Below are 22,290 nucleotides of genomic sequence, written 5' to 3' on the forward strand. Positions count from 1 at the left end.
AATAGAAATGTTGAGTGAGAAAACGCACAACCAGACAAGGCGCAATAGTTTCATGCCCTTCACGCCAGTCTCACGCGGTGTTTTGCAACGCAAATGTGTCTGCGGGACACACACCATGGGTGGAGGGCAGTGTGCGGAATGTCAGAAGAAGAAACTGGGTGTCGGCGGGAAACTGCTGCAAACCAAGCTGGCGATCAGTGAGCCAGGCGATGTGTTTGAGCAAGAAGCCGATCGTGTAGCTGAGCAAGTCATGCGGATGTCGCCTGCGGATGTGACTAGGCAACAGAACGGAGGCAGGACTCAGCCCTTGGTGCAACGACGAGCAACCGCTGGTGCAATTGGGGTAGGGGATGTGCCGCCGAGTGTGCATGAAGTTTTGAACTCAACAGGCCAGTTGCTGAAACCGGCTCTACAGCAAGATATGGGGCAGCGTTTTGGATATGACTTCTCCCAGGTGCGGGTGCATTCCGGTGCAGCCGCTGCACAATCAGCTCGTGACGTAAACGCTAGTGCGTACGCCGTCGGACATAACATTGTGTTTGGTGCAGGGCGGTTCGCTCCAGGGACAAACGAGGGACAGCGGTTAATTGCTCATGAGTTGACGCATGTGGTGCAGCAGGCAACAGGCGCACCGACTATCCAGCGCACAGTTGAAGTGAGACCACCAGGCAGAGGAGAAGCCTCTGCCTTCGATCGACGTCAGGAATTGGTCGACCGACTCAATGCGATTTCTACAGGCATCCAGTATCGGCTCGATGGGAGACGGATTGTCTACGATGTAGTTGATGAGACAGCGCTCACGACCTTTGACCGCCATCTGCGTGGTTTCATAGATCGAGGAGAAGTGGTTCCCCTGCGGCTCATTACAAGTGCGGGTCGTGTTCAGGATGGTGGGAGATTCGTGCCTCTTTTGATTGATAACTTCGACTCTGGTTACTTAGACCTTGACGACTTACTCTCATCTGACGATATCAGCTTTCAGCTGAACCTTCTCCATCTACTGGCAGAGCGTTTTAGGGTGCCCAACTACGATCGACGGATTGGCACGAACTTCAGCCAGGCTGAGTTTGATCGAGCACATCGAGCTGGTCTCGATGTGGAAGCTGAGCTTCTCCGAAATGTCATTGGTGATCCGACCATCCGATTCAATTTCGAAGAGACTAGACCCAATGGCACAAATGTGTTCGCGTTCAGGAGCCAAGAAGGCTACCGAGTGTTTCATATTTTTCTCCGTGCTGGACAGGAAAGGCGCGGTGGCGAGGTATTTGTGCGAACAAGCGATGGGCGACGGCTTACGATTGACCAACTTATCGCTGAGCGGGCAGCTAGGGTGCCCGTCGCACCATGAGTTCGGTTTTTGCTGTCTTGGATAGAGTGCTGCTCTGATTCAATTAGGACTAAAGTTATGAGTTCCTTCCCCGGTTCTCCTCGATTAGTCAAAGGCGCGATTGTCGGTGTGGATGCGATGAACCCGCTCGCCAGCGTGGTGGTGTTTCAATACAACCCGGACACCATGACGCGCCGACTGGAGGCACGGTCAACGGGTGGTGGTGACACCAGCGACCGATCGGAAGCGTTTCGGCTGACGGGTCCGCCTAAGGAGACGATCACACTCAATATTGAAGTAGATGCCACCGACCAACTCGAGCAGGCCAATCCCCTGACCCTGATCTCCGGGATCTCTCCGACCCTGTCGGCGCTGGAGATGTTGCTGTATCCGAAGAGCGTAACGGTCATCGCCAACTCAACGCTGGCCCAAGCCGGCAACATTGAAATCATTCCACCGGAGGCTCCGTTGACCTTATTTGTGTGGGGCGCAACGCGCGTGCTGCCGGTGCGGGTCACTGGCTTCAGTATCACGGAAGAGGCCTACGATCCGATGCTCAATCCAATTCGAGCGAAGGTCGATTTGACGCTGACGGTGTTGAGCTACACCGACTTGAAGCTGACGAACCCCGGGTACTCGCTCTTCATGGTGCATCAGATCGCGAAGGAAGTGATGGCGACCAGTAATGTAGCCGTGAGTACGCAGAATCTTGCGACATCCATCAAGCTTGGGTGAGGTGCACGATGTTTCCTCCGACCAGTCGGTACCACGGTATCGAAAACGCGAAGTACGAACCGGCAGAAGGGAAGGAGATCGCCTACCTGCGCCGCCGATTTGTGCCGGCCGTCAGCCCCAATACGCCGATTGTGGCTGAACATGTCGTGACACAAGGGGAGCGGCTCGACAATATCACGGCGCGGTATCTCGGCGATCCCGAGCAATTCTGGCGCCTGTGCGATGCGAATAACGCCATGCGGTCTGACGAATTGACGAGGACGGTTGGCCGTCGATTGCGGATTACGTTTCCCCAATCGGGAGCGATCTAGCTATGCCAAGCCTGGGCGTCCGTCTCCAATTATTGATCGGCCCCACGATTGCCATCCCCGCGCCCTATCCGGTGATGGAGGCGCTGATTGATGTGGAAGTCACGAATCGTGATCAAGATTTCGACGGGTTCAAGCTGTCGTTCAGTCTGGGGAAGGAGACGATCCTCGATTATGGACTCTTGCTCAGCGGGCTGCTTGATCCGCCGAGCCGGGTCATTATTCAAGTCTTCATCGGGGTGTTCCCTCAAATATTGATCGACGGCATCATCACCAATCATCAGATCGCTCCCAGCAATCGGCCTGGAGAGTCCACGTTGACCGTGTTTGGGAAGGATATCAGCTTGAAACTCAGTCTGGAGGAGAAGAGCGAAATCTTTCCCAACCAGGCCGATTGGGTCATCGTCAACAAGTTGATCGGCAACTATCCGACGTTGGGGCTGCTGCCTCGCGTGACGCCGACGACGGATGTGCCGATTCAGGTCGACCGGATTCCCTCGCAGCAGGGGAGCGATCTCGATTTCATCCGCGAACTCGCTCAGCGAAACGGCTTCGTGTTTTACATCGAGCCGACCCTAAGCCCTGGCATCAATGACGCCTATTGGGGCCTCGACAACCGATTGGGATTGCCGCAACCGGCACTCACCATGAATATGGGAGCCGATACGAATGTGGATCAACCGATGTCGTTCAGCTTCGATGCGCTGGGTCCGGCTGAGCCACAAGTCACGATTCTCGAACCCTTCACCAAGCGGTCCATCTCGATTCCCTTGCCCAGCGGCCTGCATCCACCCTTGGCTCGGCAACCAGCCAGCTCGTTGCGGAAGACGTTACCCAGGAATACCTCCAATCTCAATCCGATTCAGGCCGCGTTGCGGGGCCTGTCCTCGGCAAGTCAGTCGTCGGATGCGGTGACGGCGACAGGGGAAGTGGACGCCGTGCGCTATGGGCGAGCCTTACGTTCACGTCGATTGGTTGGGGTTCGTGGTGTGGGGCAAAGCTACGACGGCATGTATTACGTGCAGGAAGTGACGCATCGGATCAAGCGCGGTGAATACAAGCAGAGCTTTTCGCTCAGGCGTGAAGGCCGCGGTGCCTTGGCGCCGGTGGTGGTGCCATGAGCAGCCAGGGCGCGCCGTTTTACGGAAAATTTCGTGGGGTAGTGTCGGACAACCGCGATCCGCTGATGATGGGACGGATCCGCGCGAAGGTGCAGGATGTGTTCGGTGAACATGAAAGCGGGTGGGCCCTTCCGGCGTTGCCCTATGCCGGGAAGAACGTGGGGCTCTTTCTCATTCCGCCGACGGATGCTTCGGTCTGGATCGAGTTCGAGCATGGCGATCCGGAGTATCCGGTGTGGACCGGATGTTTTTGGGCGCAGGGTGAGCTGCCGGCAACGCCAGCGGTAGCTGAGATGAAGGTGCTGAAAACCGATGTGGGAACCATCACGCTGAATGATGTGACCGGTGCAGGGGGCATCACGATCGAGACAACGGCGGGAATGAAAATCGTGATGAATGCAATGGGGCTTGAGATCACTAATGGCCAGAATGCCAGCATCAAACTTACTGGTCCGCAGGTGTCCCTGAATGGCGGCGCACTGGAGGTGATGTAATGCCAGGGTATCTCCTGCACATGGGGGCGACGGTGCTCTGTTTGCATGGGGGACAGGCCCAAGCGACGGCACCCAATCCGCGGGTGAAGGTCAGTGGGCAGATGGTGGTGACTCAGACTGCACCGCATACGATTGCTGGATGTCCATTTAATGTCAGCGGTTCACCGGTCCCCTGTGTCACAGCCCAGTGGGTGACGGCGGCATTACGTGTGAAGGCAGGGGGAATTCCGGTGTTGCTGCAAGATAGTCAGGCGGTCTGTGCACCGAATGGGACTGGTGTCACTATCGTCGTGACACAGATGCGTGTCAGGGGGAATTAATGAATATCGACTATCCCTTTCATTTCGACCGGATGAGGCGTACGGCTACAACGGGTGAAGCGGATCATATCCGCGACATGATCGAAGAGTTTCTGTTCACCAATCCCGGTGAACGCGTCAACCGCCCTGATTTCGGCAGCGGCCTGTTGCAGATGGTCTTTGCACCGAACAATTCCGAGCTCGCTGCTGCGCTGCAGTTTACCGTTCAAGCCGGCTTACAACGCTGGCTCGGAGATCTCATCGCGGTTGAACGGTTGGACGTGACGAGCAACGACCAGGAAGGCCGACTCATTATTATGATTCATTACGTGGTGCGCCGGACGAATGAGCGTCGGACGGCCCATTTTATCCGAAAGGTGTAGCGCGTGGAGTCTGGAGTGATCTGTCGAGACGACCGCCGGCGGGAAGCGGTGCGCCAAAAGCCGGGCCTCAATGGTCTTGACTATATCGAGGTTGAGGAGATTGTGGTCGGCGACAAGAAGCAGCCGCTCCTCCGTGTCTACCTGCTAGGTAAGTTTCAGGGGGTGGTGAACAAAGAAAACGTGCGGATTGATGGCGGCGTGCGGGTGAAAGGTCTCGTTGCGACGCATGTGAAGCCGGTTCGAGGTTCGCGCAAGGATGAGGATGACGTTCTCGAGATCACGGTCAATCAGTGGGGTGATTTCTCAACCTATACGCTGCATGTCGTGAAAGGGGATGAGTACAACCGGCCTGGAACGGAGCCGCTTCCTGGATTTGATCCTCTGTACGCCAAGGTTGACTTTGTCTTTCGCGGTGCGGCACCGACCAGTCCGGTTTGTGCTTCGATCCAAGAGGCCAGGGCTCTGCGCGAAGAACCGGAGATCAACTACCTCGCCAAGGACTACGCGAGTTTTCGCCAACTGATTTTCGACCGCCTTGCAACCATCGCACCGGCGTGGCAGGAACGGCATGCTCCCGACTTGGGACTGATGCTGGTTGAAGTGTTGGCCTATATCGGCGACCAACTCAGCTACTATCAAGATGCCGTCGCGACCGAAGCCTATCTCCACACGGCCAGGCAGCGGATCTCCGTCCGGCGGCATCTGCGCTTGATCGACTATGCCTTGCATGACGGATGCAACGCCCGCGCGTGGGTCTGCATTGAAACCGCCGACGATATGCCGCTTTGGCCAGGTGAGGTCTATTTTGTTTCCGATACGAATCAGACCATGACCGGCCGGAACGTCGTCATGTCCGGACGAGACATGGATGAGGTACCATCGAATCAATACGAAGTGTTTGAACCGATCGAGGATCGGCCAATACACTTGTATGCCGCACACAACTGCATCAACTTTTATACGTGGGACCATCGAGTCTGTTCGTTGCCTGCCGGAGCGACGTCTGCCACGCTTCGGGATGAAGACAAGGGTGGTGAACGCGCGCTGAAGCAATTGCGTGCTGGCGATGTCCTGATTTTGGAAGAAGTCAAAGGCCCTCGGACAGGCCACATGGCTGATGCAGATCCTCAGCATCGGCACGCAGTTCGGCTGGCAAAGGTGACGCCTGGTTGTGATGAGCTGCATGCCCAGCCGGTGGTCCATATTGAATGGGACCGTGAGGATGCCCTTCGTTTTCCCTTGGTGATCTCGGCGATCGGCGACGCACCATGCTGTGAACTGATCAACGACGTGACGGTTGCCAGAGGTAATGTCGTGCTTGTGGACCATGGGCGTACGGTCACTGAGCAGGAGGCGTGGATCGTTCCGGCACAGGATGAACCGACCGCCTGTGAAGGGGAAGGGCAGCCCGCTGACACAGCGGTCCAGGCTGCGCCGTTTCACCCAGTCTTGACGCATGGGCCGGTCACGCAGGCTGTCCCGTTTCCTGACACCGGCACGATCGCCCGGCATCAAGCAAGAGTCATCGACCAGATCATCCGTGATTTCCGGCTTCGAGTCGTGGAGATTTGGCGAGCTGTGCAGCAACGTAAACAGGAGGCCGATGAACGAAATGTGGCGGGTCTGTCAGTGGGTGAAATGGCGACTCTGACGGCAATTTTCGACGAAGAACTCCTCGCCGATTTGAATATCAGTTCTGGCCCAGAGGCCACAACACATGCGACCAAGACGTTGAAGAAGCTTCTGCTTCGGGAAGGTCGGCTCCTGCTGCCTTCCTCATCTCGCCAGAGTGTGTCCTCAGGAAGATCTGTGTTCGCCCATAAAATGCAACGTCTGTTTGCACTGCGCGAGCGTGCCTACTCTGGATACTGTCTGACGGAACGTGATGCCCAAGAGGTGGGAGCTCTTTTTGATCCACAGTACAGTGAATGGCTGAAGCCGAACAATCCTCTTCTCTATGGATCGGCACAGCATGCAATACCACAGGATGTCAACGGATCGACACGGGGGGCAATACGAAAGGATATCAGCGCGGCGCTGCCGTCTCTCACGATTAAAGAGGAGCATGAGGAAAAGGACCAAGATGGAAAGGAGTGGAGGCCCCGGCGCGACCTCCTGAACAGCCGTCGAGAAGATCGGCATGTCGTGGTGGAAGTCGATGATCGAGAGGTCGCACATGTACGTTTCGGTAACGGTGATCTCGGACGCCGCGTCGAGCCTGGTGTGGCGATGAAGGCGACGTACCGCATTGGAAACGGCACGAGAGGCAACGTAGTGGCGGAAGCCATTTCACATCTCGTGTATCGTTCCGCCACGGTTTCTGGATCGAGTGTGCTCCGTGTACGAAATCCTTTTCGGGCGCAGGGAGGCTCCGACCCTGAATCGATCGCCACGGCCAAACTCAAGGCCCCGGCAAGCCTCCGCTCTCATCTTGAGCGAGCGGTGGCAGCGGAGGACTATGCTCGTCTCGCGGAACGGAACCCGAAGGTGCAGCGCGCGGCTGCTGAACTCCGCTGGGCACAAGGGTGGTATGAAGTGCGCGTGTTCATCGACCCGTTGCACGGACTCGTGCTTGAGGATGGGCTGCGCGATGAACTGACCAGAAGTCTGCACGCCTATCGACGCATCGGGCATGAGGTCGTTGTCCTTCCTGCACGCTATGTGCCGCTGGAGATTGCACTGACTGTCACGCTCCATCCGCATCAACTTCGGGACCATGTGCGTGAAGAACTCCGTGCTGTGCTCGGGAACGGGGTGCTTCCTCATGGACGAAAAGGATTCTTCCATCCCGATCTGCTCACGTTCGGAGAGAGCATCTATCTCAGCCGTCTTGTCGCCGTAGCACAAGCTGTTCCCGGTGTTCGGAATATCGAAGTCACTCAATTTCAGCGTGTGGGTCTGTCGTCGGACAAGGGAATTCGCGAAGGGGTGCTCCCGGTTGGTCCGTTCGAGATTGCGCGACTCGATAATGATCCTAACTCTCCGGAGTTCGGAACGCTGGCGATGACCTTAGAGGGGGGACGATGACGAAGTCTCACGATTCTTGGGAGGCTGCCGAGAGCAGGACTCCTCTCTCTGTGAGTAACCGCTCGGGATTGGACCGCCTCCGCTATCGAGTCGGGACACACTCGGCGTTTCTCAGAAGTATGAAGGCCGAGCTTTCGCGTCGGGGATTTCCTATTCTCGGACGACTGACTTCGGATACCGGCGATGATCCGGCTGTGGCGCTGCTCGACGCGTGGGCCACTGTTGCCGATGTGTTGACCTTCTATCAGGAGCGGATTGCCAACGAAGGGTATCTTCGAACCGCGACCGAACATCGTTCTCTCGTCGAGTTGGCTCGATTGGTCGGGTACGTGCCACGTCCCGGTGTGGCAGCGAGTGTTCATCTGGCCTATACGGTGGAGAGCGCCGCGCCCTCCTTGCCCGATCAAGGGCGAACTACTTCAGCAACGAAGGAGCCTTCCGTCACCATTCCTGCCGGCGCGCGTGTCCAAACCATTCCCGGTCCCGGTGAGTTGCCTCAAACGTTTGAAACATCGGAAGAACTTGACGCACGAGCCAGTTGGAACAAGTTGCAGCCCCGTCTGACTCGTCCGCAGAGGATCACTCCGGACAATGTCGATATGCTGAAGACGGTGTATTTCGAGGGTACTGCACCGGGTCTTAAGCCCAATGACGTGGTGTTGTTTGACTTTCAGGACTCAGCAAGACCGTTCTATCGCCGAATTGCCGTCGTCCATGACCCAGATCTCGCGAATAAGCGAACGATGGTGACTTTGCAGCCGAAACCCCTGCAGGAAGAAGTGGAACAAGCCTTAGAGTCTTCCATTCAGAGCCTTACTTCGGAAGGAGCTCAGCAGCCGACCAAGGCAGAGAAGATCAAACGCGAGATCCTTGATTCGCTGAAACAAACGATCACGGCACGTATGCCTCCTCAAGAACGTCTTGCAGATCTCTCAAAGAAGGTCACGACGCTTGAACATCGTGCGAAACAAATTCGCACAGGGGAAACCAGAGAATGGATGCTGGACCTCAGTACGACGCTGAGCAAGACACTCAAGAAGGACCGTGGGGATGGGACAAAGGATGAAGAGTCCGCCCAGTCCTTTGTGCTCGACAGGCAGCCTGCCGACGGTCCGGTTTCCGAACTCGTCTATGCTGCGCTCACAGCAAACCCTCTGTCGAAAGACGGGGGAGTGTCCGAACGCCTCCCTCATACACGTTTGGAAGAGACCCATCCGGTGACGGTGTACGCGTTTCGGGTGAAGGCGTCACTGTTTGGTCATAACGCGCCAAAGGAACCGACAGCGCTGAACGACAAAACTAAAGTGATGACGTTTTACGAATGGCAGGTTGATACAGCGGACAAGACACCGAACACGGTTTACCTCGATGCGAGTTACGACAAGATTACGTCGAACAGTTGGGTCATCCTTGAATATAGTCCACAAGGGATCGTTGTGCCGATGAGGGTCAGCACGGTCGATACGGGTATGTCACGCGCGTTGTACGGAATCACGGGTAAAACCAGCAAGTTGGTCCTGTCTCCTGCAGGTGGTGAAGAACAACCTTGGTTCCAGGACAAAGAGGGGTTCGGCATTATTCGTCAAACGGTTGTCTATGCGCAAAGTGAAGAACTGTCTCTAGCCGGCGAACCGTTTGTTGATTCGATTGGGGGAGAAGCTTCTACACACATTGAGCTCGACGGCTATGTGGAGGGACTGAAGCCCGGTCGCTGGTTGATCGTCACGGGGGAAGAAGTCGATGTCACACAACCCCTTGAGCGGATCACACTTCCGTCAGAACAAGAGAAAGAGGCGAAGGGCGAGATCACGATACAAGGGACGAGACGAAGTGAATTGGTACAGGTGAGTGCTGTGGAGGATGGATGGGCGATGTTGCCTAAGACCGATAAGACAACAACATCTCCTGCATCACAACAACCTGCTTCTCCCGCCGCGTCCGACAAGGCGGATGAGAAGAAAAGGACTCTCGTTCCCGCTCCGGGGAATGCAACTCATACGACGGTTGTGCTCAAGAGTAGCTTGAAGTTCCAGTATAAACGGGAGACAGTAGAAATCTACGGCAACGTCGTGCATGCCACTCACGGTGAGAGTCGCAGGGAAGTCCTCGGAAGTGGTGACGCCGGCAAAGCGCTGCAACATTTCCCATTAGCTCAGAACCCCCTGACTTATACGGCGGCCTCTACGCCTGCTGGTATCGCCAGCTCCTTGAGCGTCTACGTCAATGGCGTTCGCTGGAAGGAGGCCATGCGTCTGACGGATCTCGGGTCTAGCGATCGTGCTTTTGTGGTGCAAACGGACGAGGAACAGGAGACGACTATTATTTTCGGCGACGGCCAGAATGGGACACGTCTCCCGACCGGGATCGAGAATGTGAAGGCCGAGTACCGATCAGGAATCGGTACCGTTGGGAATGTCGAGGCTGAACGGGTTCGACTCCTCATGACACGCCCGTTGGGTGTGAAAGCAGTGGACAACCCCCTACGGGCGTCCGGAGGCGCCGATCCAGAAGGGACCGACCTCGTCCGGGCCAATGCGTTTCTCGGGGTGATGGCATTTGATCGTGTGGTCTCGGTCCAAGACTACGAAGACTTTGCCCGCAGTTTTGCGGGAATCGGCACGGCTCGGGCCGAGTTGTTACGACACGGGCGGCAACAATTCATTCATCTCACGATTGCCGGGATCGAAGACGGTCCGATTGATCAGGGTTCCGACCTCTACAACCATTTAACCGAGGCCTTGCGAAAGTATGGAGATCCCCGTCACCAATTTTCTCTTGCCTCACGCGAATTGCTCGTCCTTGTCTTGTCGGCCAGGGTGGCGGTGCATCCGGACTACCAATGGGCCGATGTCGAGCAGCAGGTCCGGACAACCTTGCTCGCACAATTCAGTTTCGCGAAGCGCGCCTTGGGGCAAGATGCCTATCTCAGCGAGGTGATCTCAACCATCCAGAACGTCCGTGGTGTGCACTCTGTCGATGTCGATGTGTTTGATTATGTTCCCCAGATACAAGAAGCGGGAGCGCAGCGGCGTCTCTTGCCGATCCCTGAGCTAGATCGGCTGGCCCGCAAAAAAATCGAGGACATGAAAAAGACGCCTCAGGACCAACCGAAGGACGCGATCAGCGTCAGTCCTGCACGCATCGTCGCGGGAGCCGTTCGTCCTGCCCAGTTGGGCTACATCCCTTTTGCCGTCCCGAGTGCGATTGAATTAACCCCGAGGCCAGTATGAGTAAAACCGTCGATCAGGTTTATGCACTCTTACCGGTCGTGCACCGCCAGCGTGATGAGGAGGCGGGCGAACCGTTAAAGGCGCTGTTGAGCGTGATCGCCGAGCAGATCGGCATTGTCGAGCACGACATTGAACGTCTCTATGAGAACTGGTTTATCGAGACTTGTGATGACTGGGTTGTGCCTTATCTCGGTGACTTGGTGGGCTACCGGCCTGCTCCAGAAATACGTGAGCGTGGCGTGGTCGACGATGAACGTCCAACGACACAAGAGGCCGTGTTCGCCTCGCGACGTGAAGTTGCCAACACGCTGCGGTTTCGTCGCCGGAAGGGATCGCTCGCACTCCTAGAGTTTCTTGCCGGTGATATTGCAGGATGGCCTGCGCGAGCGGTGGAGTTCTATCGCCTGGTTGCCGGGACTCAAGGAGTGAAACATCGCGTGATGTCTCGGAACAACATGATCGATCTCCGTCGTGGAGACGAACTTGATCTCCTGAATACCCCCTTTGATGTCCTGCCTCACACGGTCGATGTTCGCCGTCTCGCTTCTCGCTGTTCGCCAGGTCGATACAATCCGACGCATGTGGGCCTCTTTGTCTGGCGTGTGAGGGCCTATCCTGTTGGACGGACAGAGGCTGCTGCTGTCGATACGGCTAAGGGGCGATATCGGTTCGATGCATTCGGCCACGATGTCCCGTTGTATACCTTGCCGATTGAAGAACCGGAACCAACTCATATTGCCGATGAAATGAACTTGCCGGTTCCGATTCGTCGGCGTGCGCTGAGTGATCGGTTGGCTGATTACTACGGAGCAGGCAAGAGCTTCTGTATCTGGATCGACGGGGCCAAAACCCCGGTCGACTTGAAGGATCTGGTCTCGGCCGACCTGAGTGACTGGAACTATTCGTTCAGAAAGTCTCGGCCGGCGGTTGTCGTGGATCCGGAACGCGGACGGATTGTGTTCGCGCATCCCCCTCAAACGGTACATGTTGCCTATCACTATGGATTCAGCGCGGATGTGGGGGGCGGTGAGTATGATCGACCGATGATTCACGTAGTCGGGAAGGTGCGGACGACAGCGCTGAATCCTCGTCCCTATCAGGTCAGCGTAGGCCAAAACTTGATCGCTACGTTGCAACAATGGAAAACGGATCAACCAACTCGCGCCGTGATCGAGATTGAGTCGAGTGGGAAGTTTGACGTCGGAGTCGTTTCTTTGAGTCTCGGGCCGAATCAATCTCTGCACCTACGCGCTGCGAATAGGGCCCGCCCTGTCATTCGAGGGGCGTTCAAGGTCACGGTCGATTCTGGGAGTCGACTGATGCTCGACGGGCTCCTGATTGACGGCACTCTTCTCGTGCAAGGTGGACAGGACACGACACAGGCCGAGGTCCTACTCCGGCATTGCACGCTTGTGCCCGGCAAGGGACAAGACGCGTCGCCGAGCCTCACGCTGACTCGTCTCGGGAAGAAGGCTGTAATTGAGTCCTCTATCGTTGGTCCGGTGTTGGTGTCGCAGCATGAGGTCAGAACTGAGCCGATCCACATTCGTGTGATCAACAGCATCATCGACGCCGGAGGTGATGAGGCAACGGCTGTGGGTGCGCCGAATCATGAGGCGGCTCATGCGGTGTTATGTATTGAGCGCAGCACGATACTCGGACAGGTGCGAGCCCATGCGATCGATGCAGCCGCCGATGTCATCTTTACCGGTGCCATCCATGTCGATCGGCGTCAACGGGGAGCATTGCGATTCTGCTATGTGCCTGCAGAATCACGCACACCGAGCCGTCATCAGTGCCAGCCTGACCTTGCCGAGCAGGAAGCGGAACGCCAGCTTCGAACGAAGCAGCCGACGGCTACTCCTGAGGACGTGGCTGTTGCACGACGAGCCGTACGGAACCGCATGCGCCCGTCTTTCACCAGCCGACAACATGGCATGGCCTCGTACTGTCAACTTTCTGCATCGTGTCGCTCGGAAATTGTTCGGGGGGCAGAGGATGAAGGCGAACTGGGGGTGTTTCATGATCTGCATCACCCTCAGCGGCTTGCGAACTTGGAAGGACGGCTTAACGAATACATACCGGCGGGGATGGAAGCTGGAGTCATCCTCGCCAGTTAGGAGTGAAGCATGAAAGGTGATTTTTCTCGTCTGACGTATGACCACGAAAAACGGTTCTCGCGCGTTCTCATGCAGCAAGGGCGTGTTCAGCTTGATGCGGATTGGAATGAACAAGTCTCGATCTTCTTGGAGTCCATCCGCTCGCTGACGGCCGATGTGATCGGTCCGCATGGCGGCATGACAGCGACGAGTTTCCAGATTAAGGAAGGCGAAACAGGCTTTCACATTAAGAAGGGGCGTTACTACGTCCAGGGTATCGGGTGCACCAACGCCACAGACCAACCGTACGACAAGCAGCCTCACTACCCAGCGGCTGAGCAACTCACGGATGGCAAGTATTTGGTCTATCTCGATGTGTGGGAACGGCATGTGACGGCGGCCGAAGACGACGGCATCCGGGAAGTGGCGCTCGGAGGAGCCGACACGTCGTCTCGTGGACAGATTGTGTGGCAAGTGAAAACGCTTCTGCTGGATGACCACGTGACCGGAGAAGTTGAGTCGCGGCTGAAGGAATTACAGCGCCTCGAGAAGGGAGAAGCACTCTGGCCTCGGAACCCTCAGAGAGTCCAAGAGAAGCGAAAAGCGTTCGTCGAGTACGCCCAACAGCTTCTGGAGGAACAATTACAGAAGAAGGGGTGCGTTACACTGCGTGCCTCGGTGGGGGGGCATAGCACTGAGACGACTCCACAGTACCAAGGTGGCGAGAATCAACTCTATCGTGTCGAGATTCATCAGGGAGCCACTGCGGCATCTGGGAGTGCTACCTTCAAGTGGTCACGAGAAAATGGCTCCGTGACGTTTCCCATTCAATCTGCCATGTGTTCTAAACACAATAATAAAGAATTGCTTGTGACCTTGAAGTATTTCGGGAGCGATAGCCGAGGCGGATTGAATATCGATGATTGGGTCGAGATCGTCGATGAATCTAACGTCCTCAGGGGGACCCCTGGACCATTGTATCAAATCGAGAAAATTGATTTGGGGGGGATGGAAACGATTGTGACACTCAAGAGCACGCATCCACTGGCACAGAACGAGGCGTCACTGCAGTTGTGTCGTGCGGTGTTACGACGATGGGACCATGGCGACCGCAATGGGCTGATTGCTAGTGGCGCGATTGTTGTACGTGAGGAGGTAGAGGTCGAACTCGAAGATAATCTCAAGATTACATTTCGCAGTCAGAGCAATGGCCACCCCGCCATGTATCGAAGCGGAGATTACTGGTTGATCCCAGCCAGAGCCGCGACGCGCGATATTGAATGGCCTAAAACAAATGACGCGAGTGGGCACGTTATGTATGAGGAGCGGGAGCCACGTGGCATCGATCATCGCTATGCTCCTCTCGCGTATGTGATCGCTGACAAGGAAGGATGTGTGTCTGTCGAGCGCGACTGTCGGTGCGTCGTGAGTCCCCTTGGGCAGCCGGTAGGACGTCCGTTGAAGAATCCGTTCGTATTGAGTCTTGACCTTATCGCCTTCACGATTTGCGGAGCCATCCTGGGATTACTGTGGTTTGTGGGGGAAAACCACTTGCCGCCAGCAGAGGGCGTCAAGGGATTGTTTACGTACATCGGCATCGGGGGAATTCTAGGACTGTTCTTTTCCGGTCTGTACAACCTTATGCTGTGGTGTCTGTCGCCGTTTATAGGCTCAACGAAACAATCTCAAGAAAGTACGGAGATCCAATCTGATACCAATCACGCTTAAAAGCCAGTTCTGGCAAGAGGAGAACTTTATGTCATTACTCGCTCGTGTCTTTCTGCTCATTCTTCTTCTTAGCCTAGGAACCTTCCAGTTCTTTGTTAACTCTGAGACAGGGTATGCCCAATCGTCTTCTGGTTCCACAAAGGGAGAGCCTCAAGACCTTCAGAAGCAGCCGAAGTGCGGCACAACCATTGACTGCGCGGATAAACTAGGTCCTCATTTGATGAAGTATCTCGTGCTGTCCATGTTCTTAGAGATAGTACTGACTCTTGTGTTCAAGGCCGAACAAGTTTTTACGTGGCTCCAAGGTAAAACCTGGAAGACGCCTGTGGCGATTGGCTTGGGACTATTGGTGGCCTGGGGCCTTGATTTTCATATGTTTCAAAATATTTTAGAGGTGCTACCACAGGAAATTAAAAAGCCCGAATGGGTCACGAAGTATAGCGACGCGCATCAGATTCTAATGAATAGTGTTGATGGGCTTCTTCTCGCCGGCGGGAACCATAGCTTCTATCGTGTCTTTACAAAACTTGGAATACATGATCCTTTCGACAGGCTAGTGAGAGCAGCAGCATAATGTGAAATTTGTCTTTAGGTGGCGAGGTTTCGCGTGGTGCGCTAAGGGATAGTGCCATCATGTGGATTGTGTCAGGAAATCCGATCGACTTATTGTTAGAAGGGGCCCTGCCATGACCATCATCGATACGCCATGGAATACGACCGCGAGTCTTTCCTGTCTCGCAGCAGAGAATGTGAAGACCATTATTCGGTATTACAACTTCAGCAATTCCCAGAGGCTTCCAGAAAAGTGCTTGACGCTCGCTGAGGCGGAGGCCATCTGCGCGCGCGGGATGAACATTGCCGTCGTGTTTCAGCAACGGCAAGACAGGGTCGAGGACTTCTCTGTTGAATAAAAGGGGTCGGGAGTCTTTGTGTGATTGTCAGAAAAGCCCGGGAGGTTGATAGGTAGACGGGCAGGCTGTCGACACCCCTTTCATCCTGCGCGTCTTTAGCGTTTGGACGTACTGATTGGGCCTTCATGTCGAGTGCTAGCTTGCCGTCACTTGACAACCTGAAGCATGTGGGAAAGTGAGGGCTACTCTCAATGAGAGTAGGTGAGAGGTGGGCTTATAAGAATCCGATATGTCCTTCCGTTTCATCAACATCGAGGATCTGAATCGATGTGCCTTGCTATGCTCGGTTCAGAAATTCGAAAGAGTCAACCTGTTGTGAGTGTCTCGAGCAGTTTCTGTATGCGTTCCGCTTTTGAGTGGCGGTAGTGTTCCTCTGTGCCAGGCGTATTGATTCCCTATTGGTTGCGTTGATATTTGCTGGGCACGGCTATTGTGATAGCATTACTGCCATCACAATTGAGGTGAATATGGGATAAGTTATTGTCCGTAACCTGGATGATCGTATCATTCATTGCGGCGTTGAAAGCTAGGGCTGAAGTCCACGGACAATCTCTGGAGCAGGAACTGTGGGCTATTCTCTCCACTGCCGCACTCCCTAACGTACAGGAAACACTTGCGTTGGCTGATCGTATTCGTGGGTTGACGCCCAAACGTCGGCAGACGGATTCAACTGCCCTGATACGGGAGGATCGAGACCGGTAAAGTGGGTTGTTGATGCCAGCGTCGCAGTGAAATGGTTTGTCGAGGAACGGGGGGCGTTGGCAGCCCGTACCGTCCTTGCGAGAGGCGAAACCCTTCTGGCACCGGAGCTTGTTCTGGTCGAGGCGAGCAATACGGCATGGAAAAAGGTAAAACGTAGAGAAATAACGCCCGAACAGGGAGAAGCGATGATGCGCGCCATCCCTCTGTATTTTGATCGGCTTGTAGAATCCGACATATTAATAGCCCGCGCATACGCATTAGCCACCAGATTGAATCACCGCGTCTACGATTGCTTGTACCTTGCATTGGCAGAGATGGAATCGATCACTATGATCACGGATGACACCCGCCTCATCAAGGCAGTCGCAGGTACGGAATTCAGAAAACGGGTACGCCAGTTGGAACGATTCAGTGGGTAGATTGGACCTATGCAGGTCTTAATACTTCGGTCCTTCCCGTCCGTTTTGTTTCGTGACCTGGACATGCATATGAATTCCTCGACCAACTCTCACCATAGGCTGTCCATCTGGCCCCCACCTGCAGCTGGACAGTCAGCCGGTGTTCCTGTATAAGATCTCTACTGAGCGGGCGTAGCTCAGTGGTAGAGTCCTTGCTTCCCAAGCAAGTTGTCGTGGGTTCAAATCCCATCGCCCGCTCCAAATCCACGTTACAGTCGAGATGATTTGAACCCACGGCAGGGGATTCCGAAAGGGGTGCTCCCCTTTCGTGGGGAGTGTGCGAGGGGGCTGGCTCCCTCTGCAGGAGCCGAGAGGTAGGTTTCAGGGCTGATCCGGCGACGGAGTGTGGTTCAAATCCCATCGCCCGCTCCAAACTCTCTTCCTGTACGTGAATCTCCCTTCTCGCCATCTTGTTCCCTCATGGTGATTTCAAGAAGGAGCAGCGATGACTCATAAACAGATGCTCGTGCTGTGCGCTGTCACATTTATTGGTGGAATGGTTGGGGGTGGACTGAGCCATCAATTGTTCTCGCTACCATCGGTTCATGCCCAGAATCCCAATGGGGTGAATGCGGAGGAGTTTCTGTTACTGGATGCCAAGGGTAAGGCACGAGCCGGCCTTGGCTTGGACGTGAACGGAGAGGTGGGCCTTGTGCTGAGGAGCAAAGATGGAAACCGGACCCTCACTCTGTCGCCTGACGATCCATTGGTCATCAAGTTGGCTGAGCGAGGAGGCCGGATTCTCTGGGGCGCACCCTAATGGTGCATGAACAGCGTGGAACGAACTAGACGGCTTTCTTGACCAATCCTGAACGCAGGCAGCGGGTGCAGACACGGATCCGCTTGTGGCTCTTGCCGACCACAGCTCGTACGGTTTGAATGTTGGGGTTGAACACGCGCCGGGTCTTATTATTCGCATGGCTGACATTATTCCCGGAGACCGGCTTCTTTTGGCACACTTCACACATAAATGCCACGATCGTACTCCTTCTCGCTGAAGTGAAATTCAGTTTAACGGAGGGATAGTACCATAGCTGGACGAACGCTCACAAGCATCTGATTCTTCTCATGATGCATCGGGAGGTGAGCGGTTCATTCGTATGGATCTTGACAACTTCTTCAGCCCTCTCCTATTGTGCTCAATGTACGAGCCTTCGAGTGAGGGAAGAGGGTCGAAGCCCTCGCGGTCCCGCCGCTGTGAATGGGGACGAAACCCGTCGATGCCACTGTCGCCATGGAGCTGTCAGCCTGTAGCGTTGAGCTGAGGGCTGTGAGCCGATAGCGTCCAAGAGATGGGAAGGGACGGGGAGTAGGGAGAACCATGAGCCAGAAGACCTGCTCGAAGATATGACCGTCGTTCCCTCGAGGCTGGGGAATGCGTGAGGATGAAGAAGCGGGTGTAATCCTCAAGGTCTGTGCAGGCCTTGGGGATTTTTTATTGACGCGATGGCGACTACCGTATCTGATTCTGACGGCCTGGTTTCTGATCGGGCTGCTTGTGGGTGTCTCGCAGTCTGCTCAATATGATGAAGGAGATGTTGGTGTGATGAAACGACGGCAACAGGGCATTCTCACCGGCATGCCGTTTATGGCCCATGTTTCATCCAGAGCCTTTGTCGATGATGTCGGGCGACGCATGTATCTGGCCAAGCCGCCGGCTCGCGTGGTGTCATTGGCGCCGAGCATCACCGAGATGCTGTTTTCGCTTGGCTTGGAGGACCAGATCGTCGGGGTCACGGAGTTTTGCGATTACCCGGCTGGTGCCAAGTCCAAAGCCAAGGTCGGGTATGCAAATCCCAATGTGGAAACGATTATTGCCTTGCGACCGGACCTGGTGCTCGCACCCAAAGACTTTCTCCGTCCCGATCTACAGGCGAAACTCGAACAGCTCAAAATTCCGGTGTTTGTGCTTGATGCGAAGACAGTCGAGGACATCCCGCTCCAACTGCATACGCTGGGCACGATGTTCGAGAAAACCTCGGCCGCGAACGACGTGACGCAGCACATGCGTCAGCGTATGGCCGAGCTTAAGCTCAAAGTGGAGACCCTCCCTGCGAAACGAGTCTTGTATGTCTTGAATAGCCAGCCGTTGATCAGCGTCGGGCCGGGAAGTTTTCTCCATCAGATGATCGGTCTTGCAGGAGGAGTCAACGTCGCCGCTCAGGCCGGTGTGGCCTATCCACGGCTGAGTATGGAGACAGTCTTGAAGGAAGATCCGGAAGTGCTGATTTTCCCGAGCGGCGAGGTGGAAACGGTGCCGCGAAGTGAGCAACAGCAGTGGCGGCGGTGGGACTCGCTCTCGGCCGTCAAACAACAGAGATTTCATGAAGTCTCGTCAAGTCTCCTGAATCGTCCGGGCCCTCGCGTCGTTGAGGGCGTGGAGCAGCTTGTCCGGGCGATCCATCCGGAACTGTTCAGCCCCAATACCCCTGCGCTTCATCCATGAGGATCTTGTGAAACAGCCGAGCGCCACAGGGCCTCCACGTTCCTGTGCCGATCGGTTGTCTGACGGATCAGGCGGTGCGGCTTCTGCTCGTGGCAGTATTCTTCAAGGGGCTTTCCTTACCCGGTCACGTTTGATTCTGATACTCGGGCTGTTGACGCTGACGTCGGCGGTCGTAAGCTTGATGTGTCTTCACTTCGGAACACAACCCATTGCGTATGGAGAGATTCTCCGGGTGTTGGTCGACGCGATTCTACGTGATGAGCCTGGAACGGACCGCAACGCAACAGATATCACTCGCACGATTCTACTCCAGATCAGACTCCCGAGGGTGTTGCTGGGGTTTCTGGTGGGATGCTCTTTGGCCGCAGTAGGCGTCGTCTTACAGGCACTGCTGCGCAACCCCTTGGCCGATCCCTATGTACTTGGGGTCTCCAGCGGAGCAGCGCTTGGCACAGCCGTGGGGGTGTTGTGTGGCGCAGGGACGACCGTTTTAGCGGAAGCGGCATTGCCGGCCTGTGGCTTTGCCGGTGGGATCGTCGCATTGGTGATCGTCTATCGAATGGCAACCAGCTCAGAACGGTTGCCGATTCACAGCTTGCTGTTGACGGGAGTGATCCTCAACGCCATCTTTTCTGCCTTGATCATGTTCGTTACCTCGGTCCTGGACCCCAACCGCTCGTATGGCATGATGGCCTGGTTGATGGGAACACTCACGTCACCTACCTATAGCGGACTCATTGGGGTAGGGGTCTATCTTTCGATTGGTCTCCTTCTACTGTTCAGACAGATGTGTGTCTTGAATATTCTGGCAGTAGGGGAAGACACGGCTCGTTCGCTTGGTGTTGATATGGAACAAGCAAAGCGCTCCATCTTTGTGCTGACAGCCTTGGTGACCGGTGCCGTAGTATCCATGAGTGGCATGATTGGGTTTATCGGGATGGTAGTGCCCCACGCCGTGCGTTTGGCCATCGGCGCCGATCATCGATTGCTCCTTCCTGCGTCGGCGCTGGTCGGCGGCACCTTTCTCATGGGTGCGGATACGATGGCTCGGACGTTGATCGCCCCAACAGAAATTCCGGTCGGCATCATTACCGCTTTGGCCGGAGGGCCATTCTTCGTCTATCTCCTGCTCTGGCGTAAGGACCGTTTGGCATGAATGTGGTGAACGATAGGCGATCCGGTGGAATGGAGGGTAGTGGTACGACCGGCCTCGATAAGCCATGCGATGCCTATGATGTGCAGTCGCTTCGGTTCCGGTATCAGTCAAACGCATCCACAAGCAGGAAATGGATTCTTGATGGTGTGTCCTTTCGGGTTACTGAAGGGGAAGTCTTGGGTATCGTGGGGCCCAATGGATCGGGAAAGACGTCTTTATTGAAACTATTGGCAAGGCTTGCCAGTCCGCAGCAAGGCGGCATCAAACTGTTCGGGCAAGATCTGACAGAAGTGGGGCAAGGCGAGATGGCTTGCGTCGTCGGAGTGGTGCCACAGGATACCCAGCAGCTGTTTCCCTTTACCGTGGCAGAAACCGTGTTGATGGGACGATTTCCCCATCGTCCTCGAGATCGATGGGGAAGTGGATTTGGGTGGGAGAGTGCTGAGGATGTGGCCATTGCAGAAGAGGCCATGACTACGATGGATATGATGCACTTGGCCCATCGGGCGGTAACGGAGCTTTCTGGCGGTGAGCGGCAGCGGACGATGATTGCGCGGGCCTTGGCTCAGACACCACACGTTCTGTTGCTTGATGAGCCCACCGCGTTTCTCGATTTGCAACATCAGGTTGAGATCGGATCGGTGTTATGCCGATTGAAAGACGAGCGTGGCATGACGGTGATTCTGATTTCACATGACTTGAATCTCGTCAGCCAATATTGCGATCGGCTTCTCTTGCTCGCTGATGGACAGGTGGTCCGGCTGGGAACCCCTGAAGAGGTCATAGAGCCTGCGGTGCTGGAGGAGGTCTATCGGTGCAAGGTACTTGTGGATCGGCATCCGACTTCACGGATGCCACGAGTGACATTGCCTGGTCGGAAGACTATGTGAAACGGTTGACATGACGCGAGGAAAAATCGCCCTGCTCCATCTCGAAATCCGCCCCGGTGCAATCGTGCAAAACCGGTACTTGCTCGTCGAAGCCATCAAGCACGCGGCTTCGATCGGGACAGAATGGATCGTGACACCGGAGCTTTCGGTCTGCGGATTGCAGTTTGTGCAGCATGCCGGCACTGCGTGGATACAATCGCAACCCGACCCGTGGATGCAACAGGTCTGCAAGCTGGTCAGGACTCTGAAACAGACGGTCTTTCTTGGTTGCCCGGAACGGGAGGACAGGCGGTTCTACAATTCCGTATTTGTCATCGGTCCGACAGGCGAGATTGTAGGCCACCATCGCAAGATCAATGTGGTGAGTGATTCCCTGGCATGGTCGAGTTCAGGTGACCGTGTCGCTCCGATTGAGTGCGACGGGATCAAGGTCGGCGTGCTGATCTGCAGCGATGCCTACACGCCGAATATTGCTCGGGTGCTGAAATTCGAAGGCGCACAAATGTTGGTGTCGCCCGCATCATGGGGCCCAGGCATTCATGGTCCGAATGGGGAATGGGAGCAGCGGAGCCATGAAACAAGACTCCCGTTGATTGTCTGTAATCGAACTGGTTCAGAGACGACACTCGATTTTCGAAAGGCGACGAGCTTGGTCGTGAAGGACGGTGACCGGTTGTTGTCTCATACGTCGGACCGATCGGCCGTCCTCACGTTTGACTGGGACTTCTCCAATATGCTACCAAGCACAACTCATTTTCGGACAGACTACCTTCGGAGTTAGCTCAGTGCATAGCCGACGTGGTGCGGGAGTGCCCGTGCCGGACTAGGAAAAGGCGCATCCCCTTTTTCTGTCGAATACATGTGGATGCCGACATTGCGGAGGGAAGAACTTAGAACGAGATAGACCGTCAGTGCCGGGGAAGATGGTGCAACTCCATCACGGTGCCGCCACTGTAAGCGGGGAGTGACTCTGCCA

At 55.5% G+C, this 22,290-nt stretch carries 21 protein-coding genes, 1 tRNA gene, 1 pseudogene and 1 riboswitch; of the genes and pseudogenes, 21 read left to right on the plus strand and 2 right to left on the minus strand.

What is annotated here, in order from left to right:
* The 17 genes and pseudogenes from ACYX34_RS12540 to ACYX34_RS12620 all read left to right on the plus strand — a co-directional run.
* On the plus strand, nt 1-1,348 hold a 1,348-nt coding region (locus ACYX34_RS12540; protein WP_462076909.1), incomplete at its 5' end, for an eCIS core domain-containing protein.
* A 57-nt stretch (nt 1,349-1,405) separates the two neighbouring features.
* The gene (locus ACYX34_RS12545; RefSeq protein WP_462076910.1) at nt 1,406-2,062 is read left to right on the plus strand and encodes a hypothetical protein; all 657 of its coding nucleotides are present in this window, start codon (nt 1,406-1,408) and stop codon (nt 2,060-2,062) included.
* Between the two features lie 8 nt (nt 2,063-2,070).
* Entirely contained in the window at nt 2,071-2,373 is a 303-nt protein-coding gene (locus ACYX34_RS12550; RefSeq protein WP_462076911.1) for a LysM domain-containing protein, read from the plus strand.
* Nucleotides 2,374-2,375: 2 nt separating this feature from the next.
* Entirely contained in the window at nt 2,376-3,491 is a 1,116-nt protein-coding gene (locus tag ACYX34_RS12555) for a phage late control D family protein (RefSeq protein WP_462076912.1), read from the plus strand.
* Nucleotides 3,488-3,985, plus strand: a complete 498-nt coding sequence (locus ACYX34_RS12560) for a phage baseplate assembly protein V (protein WP_462076913.1) — start codon at nt 3,488-3,490, stop codon at nt 3,983-3,985. Before ACYX34_RS12555 ends, ACYX34_RS12560 begins: the two co-directional genes overlap by 4 nt.
* On the plus strand, nt 3,985-4,305 hold the full coding sequence (locus tag ACYX34_RS12565; RefSeq protein WP_462076914.1) for a hypothetical protein: 321 nt from the start codon (nt 3,985-3,987) through the stop codon (nt 4,303-4,305). Before ACYX34_RS12560 ends, ACYX34_RS12565 begins: the two co-directional genes overlap by 1 nt.
* On the plus strand, nt 4,305-4,667 hold the full coding sequence (locus tag ACYX34_RS12570) for a GPW/gp25 family protein (protein WP_462076915.1): 363 nt from the start codon (nt 4,305-4,307) through the stop codon (nt 4,665-4,667). The genes ACYX34_RS12565 and ACYX34_RS12570 overlap by 1 nt, the downstream gene beginning before the upstream one ends.
* A gap of 15 nt (nt 4,668-4,682) precedes the next feature.
* The gene (locus tag ACYX34_RS12575) at nt 4,683-7,694 is read left to right on the plus strand and encodes a putative baseplate assembly protein (protein ID WP_462076916.1); all 3,012 of its coding nucleotides are present in this window, start codon (nt 4,683-4,685) and stop codon (nt 7,692-7,694) included.
* Nucleotides 7,691-10,924 (plus strand): putative baseplate assembly protein, encoded by a 3,234-nt coding sequence (locus tag ACYX34_RS12580; RefSeq protein ID WP_462076917.1) that lies wholly within the window; start codon nt 7,691-7,693, stop codon nt 10,922-10,924. Before ACYX34_RS12575 ends, ACYX34_RS12580 begins: the two co-directional genes overlap by 4 nt.
* On the plus strand, nt 10,921-13,044 hold the full coding sequence (locus ACYX34_RS12585; protein ID WP_462076918.1) for a hypothetical protein: 2,124 nt from the start codon (nt 10,921-10,923) through the stop codon (nt 13,042-13,044). Before ACYX34_RS12580 ends, ACYX34_RS12585 begins: the two co-directional genes overlap by 4 nt.
* 9 nt (nt 13,045-13,053) lie before the next feature.
* A complete protein-coding gene (locus ACYX34_RS12590) occupies nt 13,054-14,751 on the plus strand; it encodes a DUF6519 domain-containing protein (protein WP_462076919.1) in 1,698 nt (565 codons plus the stop codon).
* 28 nt (nt 14,752-14,779) lie between these two features.
* The gene (locus tag ACYX34_RS12595; protein ID WP_462076920.1) at nt 14,780-15,325 is read left to right on the plus strand and encodes a hypothetical protein; all 546 of its coding nucleotides are present in this window, start codon (nt 14,780-14,782) and stop codon (nt 15,323-15,325) included.
* A 112-nt stretch (nt 15,326-15,437) separates the two neighbouring features.
* Complete coding sequence (locus tag ACYX34_RS12600) at nt 15,438-15,662, plus strand: glycoside hydrolase domain-containing protein (protein ID WP_462076921.1); 225 nt, start codon at nt 15,438-15,440, stop codon at nt 15,660-15,662.
* 495 nt (nt 15,663-16,157) lie between these two features.
* Nucleotides 16,158-16,364 (plus strand): FitA-like ribbon-helix-helix domain-containing protein, encoded by a 207-nt coding sequence (locus tag ACYX34_RS12605; protein ID WP_462076922.1) that lies wholly within the window; start codon nt 16,158-16,160, stop codon nt 16,362-16,364.
* Nucleotides 16,365-16,381: 17 nt separating this feature from the next.
* Nucleotides 16,382-16,783 (plus strand): annotated as a pseudogene (locus ACYX34_RS12610) (type II toxin-antitoxin system VapC family toxin); the annotation flags it as partial.
* A 165-nt stretch (nt 16,784-16,948) separates the two neighbouring features.
* A tRNA-Gly gene (locus ACYX34_RS12615) sits at nt 16,949-17,023 on the plus strand.
* A 244-nt stretch (nt 17,024-17,267) separates the two neighbouring features.
* Nucleotides 17,268-17,582 (plus strand): hypothetical protein, encoded by a 315-nt coding sequence (locus ACYX34_RS12620; RefSeq protein ID WP_462076923.1) that lies wholly within the window; start codon nt 17,268-17,270, stop codon nt 17,580-17,582.
* 25 nt (nt 17,583-17,607) lie between these two features.
* On the opposite strand, the gene rpmB is transcribed toward ACYX34_RS12620, so the two are convergent.
* Entirely contained in the window at nt 17,608-17,799 is a 192-nt protein-coding gene (gene rpmB, locus ACYX34_RS12625; protein WP_462076924.1) for a 50S ribosomal protein L28, read from the minus strand.
* A 162-nt stretch (nt 17,800-17,961) separates the two neighbouring features.
* Nucleotides 17,962-18,179, plus strand: a riboswitch (cobalamin riboswitch).
* An 18-nt stretch (nt 18,180-18,197) separates the two neighbouring features.
* Between rpmB and ACYX34_RS12630 the strand changes: the two genes are divergently transcribed.
* Genes ACYX34_RS12630 through ACYX34_RS12645 form a run of 4 tightly spaced genes read left to right on the plus strand, consistent with a single transcriptional unit; the run spans nt 18,198 to nt 22,095 of the window.
* Nucleotides 18,198-19,268, plus strand: a complete 1,071-nt coding sequence (locus ACYX34_RS12630) for an ABC transporter substrate-binding protein (RefSeq protein ID WP_462076925.1) — start codon at nt 18,198-18,200, stop codon at nt 19,266-19,268.
* 7 nt (nt 19,269-19,275) lie between these two features.
* Nucleotides 19,276-20,424, plus strand: a complete 1,149-nt coding sequence (locus ACYX34_RS12635) for a FecCD family ABC transporter permease (RefSeq protein ID WP_462076926.1) — start codon at nt 19,276-19,278, stop codon at nt 20,422-20,424.
* Nucleotides 20,421-21,314: an ABC transporter ATP-binding protein gene (locus tag ACYX34_RS12640; RefSeq protein WP_462076927.1), complete on the plus strand. Its 894-nt coding sequence runs from the start codon at nt 20,421-20,423 to the stop codon at nt 21,312-21,314. Before ACYX34_RS12635 ends, ACYX34_RS12640 begins: the two co-directional genes overlap by 4 nt.
* Nucleotides 21,315-21,324: 10 nt before the next feature.
* On the plus strand, nt 21,325-22,095 hold the full coding sequence (locus ACYX34_RS12645; RefSeq protein ID WP_462076928.1) for a carbon-nitrogen hydrolase family protein: 771 nt from the start codon (nt 21,325-21,327) through the stop codon (nt 22,093-22,095).
* On the opposite strand, the gene ACYX34_RS12650 is transcribed toward ACYX34_RS12645, so the two are convergent.
* Nucleotides 22,092-22,290: hypothetical protein (locus ACYX34_RS12650; protein WP_462076929.1), on the minus strand; the 199-nt coding region annotated here is incomplete at its 5' end. The two genes, ACYX34_RS12645 and ACYX34_RS12650, sit on opposite strands and share 4 nt — an antisense overlap.

The sequence above is a fragment of the Nitrospira sp. CMX1 genome (assembly GCF_054902215.1).

Coding starts and splice junctions, on each gene's coding strand:
- ACYX34_RS12545 (WP_462076910.1), top strand. CDS start 1,406: ATGAGTTCCTTCCCCGGTTCTCCTCGATTAGTCAAAGGCGCGATTGTC.
- ACYX34_RS12550 (WP_462076911.1), top strand. CDS start 2,071: ATGTTTCCTCCGACCAGTCGGTACCACGGTATCGAAAACGCGAAGTAC.
- ACYX34_RS12555 (WP_462076912.1), top strand. CDS start 2,376: ATGCCAAGCCTGGGCGTCCGTCTCCAATTATTGATCGGCCCCACGATT.
- ACYX34_RS12560 (WP_462076913.1), top strand. CDS start 3,488: ATGAGCAGCCAGGGCGCGCCGTTTTACGGAAAATTTCGTGGGGTAGTG.
- ACYX34_RS12565 (WP_462076914.1), top strand. CDS start 3,985: ATGCCAGGGTATCTCCTGCACATGGGGGCGACGGTGCTCTGTTTGCAT.
- ACYX34_RS12570 (WP_462076915.1), top strand. CDS start 4,305: ATGAATATCGACTATCCCTTTCATTTCGACCGGATGAGGCGTACGGCT.
- ACYX34_RS12580 (WP_462076917.1), top strand. CDS start 7,691: ATGACGAAGTCTCACGATTCTTGGGAGGCTGCCGAGAGCAGGACTCCT.
- ACYX34_RS12585 (WP_462076918.1), top strand. CDS start 10,921: ATGAGTAAAACCGTCGATCAGGTTTATGCACTCTTACCGGTCGTGCAC.
- ACYX34_RS12590 (WP_462076919.1), top strand. CDS start 13,054: ATGAAAGGTGATTTTTCTCGTCTGACGTATGACCACGAAAAACGGTTC.
- ACYX34_RS12595 (WP_462076920.1), top strand. CDS start 14,780: ATGTCATTACTCGCTCGTGTCTTTCTGCTCATTCTTCTTCTTAGCCTA.
- ACYX34_RS12600 (WP_462076921.1), top strand. CDS start 15,438: ATGACCATCATCGATACGCCATGGAATACGACCGCGAGTCTTTCCTGT.
- ACYX34_RS12605 (WP_462076922.1), top strand. CDS start 16,158: ATGATCGTATCATTCATTGCGGCGTTGAAAGCTAGGGCTGAAGTCCAC.
- ACYX34_RS12620 (WP_462076923.1), top strand. CDS start 17,268: ATGACTCATAAACAGATGCTCGTGCTGTGCGCTGTCACATTTATTGGT.
- ACYX34_RS12630 (WP_462076925.1), top strand. CDS start 18,198: ATGCGTGAGGATGAAGAAGCGGGTGTAATCCTCAAGGTCTGTGCAGGC.
- ACYX34_RS12640 (WP_462076927.1), top strand. CDS start 20,421: ATGAATGTGGTGAACGATAGGCGATCCGGTGGAATGGAGGGTAGTGGT.
- ACYX34_RS12645 (WP_462076928.1), top strand. CDS start 21,325: ATGACGCGAGGAAAAATCGCCCTGCTCCATCTCGAAATCCGCCCCGGT.